Here is a 2,646-nt window from a genome sequence, read left to right as displayed (position 1 = left end):
CGAGCCTAACCATCAGCAAGCTCCCGGAATACGTGGGGTGGGTTCAGCGGTTACAGAAAACGCCCCATTGCTGACATCGCTGCAATGAGTATGTTTGAGGCATGAGCGCGAAAATCCCTCTTTTATCCACTCTTCTAGCGCTCTGTTTGGGGTTAATAGCTTGGTATCATTTTGATAGATCAAGCCTGCTGCAATCAGCCTGTGAGGTGGGATTTCCGAATTATTCCCGGTCTTCTGAGATTGCACCAGAAGCACTTCGATGCGCTACCCTTGGTGATAAGCAAATCTACTCAGGCATTCTCAAGACCGGCTTTGAGGCCTCAAATTTCACAAGCCCAGATTTCGCCGTTATACACAACACTTCTGGACGCGACGATCGTAGCGCGTGGTTCCATTGCCCAAAGGCCGGATGCGGGAAGGATTTGGACAACCAACTTAATCGGAAATATGAATGTATTGGCGATGTGACAGGCTTCGCGAGTATTACCGTTGAAGGACGGCCTTCGGTTTCCAAAGGAAAGTTTGGGCACCTCGGCATGTACTCCAGAGAATTCTTTGCCACCCGCATATTGAAAGTTTCGCCTGCGCCGGATGCTTTAGTCCAAGAATGGATCATTGCATTCCGCCAACGTGGGCTATGCCAATGACCGCTCCCCCACCCAAATCAGACCTCCCCACCCCGCTCAGCCTGAGCTTGTCGAAGGCCCCGAGGCGTGGCGCCAGGTTCCCATGCTTCGACAAGCTCAGCATGAGCGGAGTGGGTGGGGCAATGTCCGCTTCCCACCCGTTTCGCCATTCCGTGGGGGTGAACGCTGCGCTCTATAGCTGTCCGTCCGGTGCTCGCCGCGAGCGAAGAAAACCCGCCTGACCGAACACGCCCCAAGTCGGCCAATCACCATCCTTTGTTCGAATGCCCGCGACCGCTGCTTCACGGGTCGTCGGCTTGAAGATTGTGACGGAAATTGCTGCTTGCGGAGCGCTCTCTTTCGGACGACGGTAGCTTATGCTGGAGCGGAATGTCCTTCGTATTGCACTGTTAAGCCTTATGCTTTGCGGCTGCGCAGTTGAGGATGACAGAAGCGCCGAGGCGCGCAAAATAACACCTGTTCTCGACGACGTGCGGTTCTTTGAACGACCAAAGCTGCTCTCGAAGCTGCGGAAAGGCACAGAACCGCTGCCGGAGATTGTCTTCATTGAGAGTGACCCATGGAAAAGTGTCATTGGCTCGGACTCACCAAAGTTCGCACTCTATGAGAACGGTCATGTTATCTATCGCGATGGCGAAGAATTTCGCACGGCCCAACTTGGCGCTGCCGAGCTTCAGAGAATTCGGAAACAGTTAACTCCTGCGCATAAACCCGCACTAAAAGGTGGGTATCGGATAGCACAAGCTACTGACCAGCCTGACAACGTATTGTTGTTATATAAAGGCGATCCCGTTTTCCTCAATGTTTATGGTTCACTCGACGATGAGGATGTTGCCTCCTCTCTTCCAGATTCAATTCGGGAGGCCTTTGAAACGCTGCGTTCGTTTCACCATGCAAAGTCGAAAAGGTGGCTACCCCAATGGGTTGAAGTGATGGTCTGGCCCTACGAGCACGCAGTTGATCCGTCTATTAAATGGGATCGGGATTGGCCGGGCTTATCTGATCAGCGCACCATTCGAAGAGGAGACAGCTACAGCTTATTTTTGCCAGCAACTGAATTGGAGCCGCTGAGACAATTTCTGGCAAAGAGGAACCCGAAAGGTGCTGTCGAGATCGATGGCCGTAAATGGTCGGCCTCAATCCGCTTTCCTTTCCCGCAAGAGCAGCTTTGGATGGCCCCAAACCCTGAAGCTGAGAACCTGTCTAACTAATTCGTAACGGCACCTTGTCAGGCTCTCGTCCCACGAATGATCAAAGCACATACATCAAATTCAGAATAGCAAGCGGTCGTCGCGAACACACTTTGGGACTGTCCGCTATCCACCCTTCTTTGCCGTTGGATGCCCGAAGGGTAATGCTTCAAAGCCGACGGGCGGCCTTACGGAAATTTAATCCGAGACCCACCGGTCGGCAAACGCCCCATTGCGGTCATTGAGATTATAGCTAGCCTCCGCATATGGATGATATCGGACCCAAAGGCGGCCTTAGCACCGAGGGCAAATGGGGCTGCTTAGTAGCGATAATGCTCGGCTTCCCGATTTTCCTTTTCTTGGTTTTTATCGATGCTATCGGTGATTGCGAGCCTTACACCGACTGCAAGAAGGGCTTTCTCACGCAGGTCTTGCTTCCTTCGGTCGCGATTACCTTTGGCGTATTTCTGCTGACACGGTGGGCAATAAGGGCTGCACGGGACAGCAGCAGGTAACCCACTCTGACCCGCCGTTTTGCGCCTTTCCGTTCACGCCCCATTGCGGACAAGAAACAACCATGGGATGATTTCTTCGTGATTGATCTTCCTGCACCCCCTAGCAAGCCGCCTATCGAAGCGTTGGCGGACTGCGGCCTTGATACTCAAGGCTTGACGGTTTCCTACGACGAAAGCGCAGAGGGGTATTACATAAACATCTCAACACGTGCGGGCGCTCACAAAGCAAACCTTCAATGTGTGAGAACGGCGGTGGAATAGTCGGCCACGGTAGCGGCGGGATAGGTCCGCTGC

General features: G+C 53.2%; 2 protein-coding genes. Both read left to right on the top strand.

Annotated features, from left to right (window positions below; genetic code table 11):
- The first annotated feature begins 101 nt into the window (after positions 1-101).
- Positions 102-647: a hypothetical protein gene (locus tag PKE80_RS09185; RefSeq protein ID WP_271182231.1), complete on the top strand. Its 546-nt coding sequence runs from the start codon at positions 102-104 to the stop codon at positions 645-647.
- A 356-nt stretch (positions 648-1,003) separates the two neighbouring features.
- Positions 1,004-1,858: a hypothetical protein gene (locus tag PKE80_RS09180; RefSeq protein ID WP_126849362.1), complete on the top strand. Its 855-nt coding sequence runs from the start codon at positions 1,004-1,006 to the stop codon at positions 1,856-1,858.
- The last annotated feature ends 788 nt before the right edge of the window (positions 1,859-2,646 follow it).

Source organism: Novosphingobium resinovorum (genome assembly GCF_027922145.1).
GTDB classification, from domain to species: Bacteria; Pseudomonadota; Alphaproteobacteria; order Sphingomonadales; family Sphingomonadaceae; genus Novosphingobium; species Novosphingobium resinovorum.
Note: the sequence above shows the minus strand (reverse complement) of the source record. Positions and strands in the feature narration are given on the sequence as shown.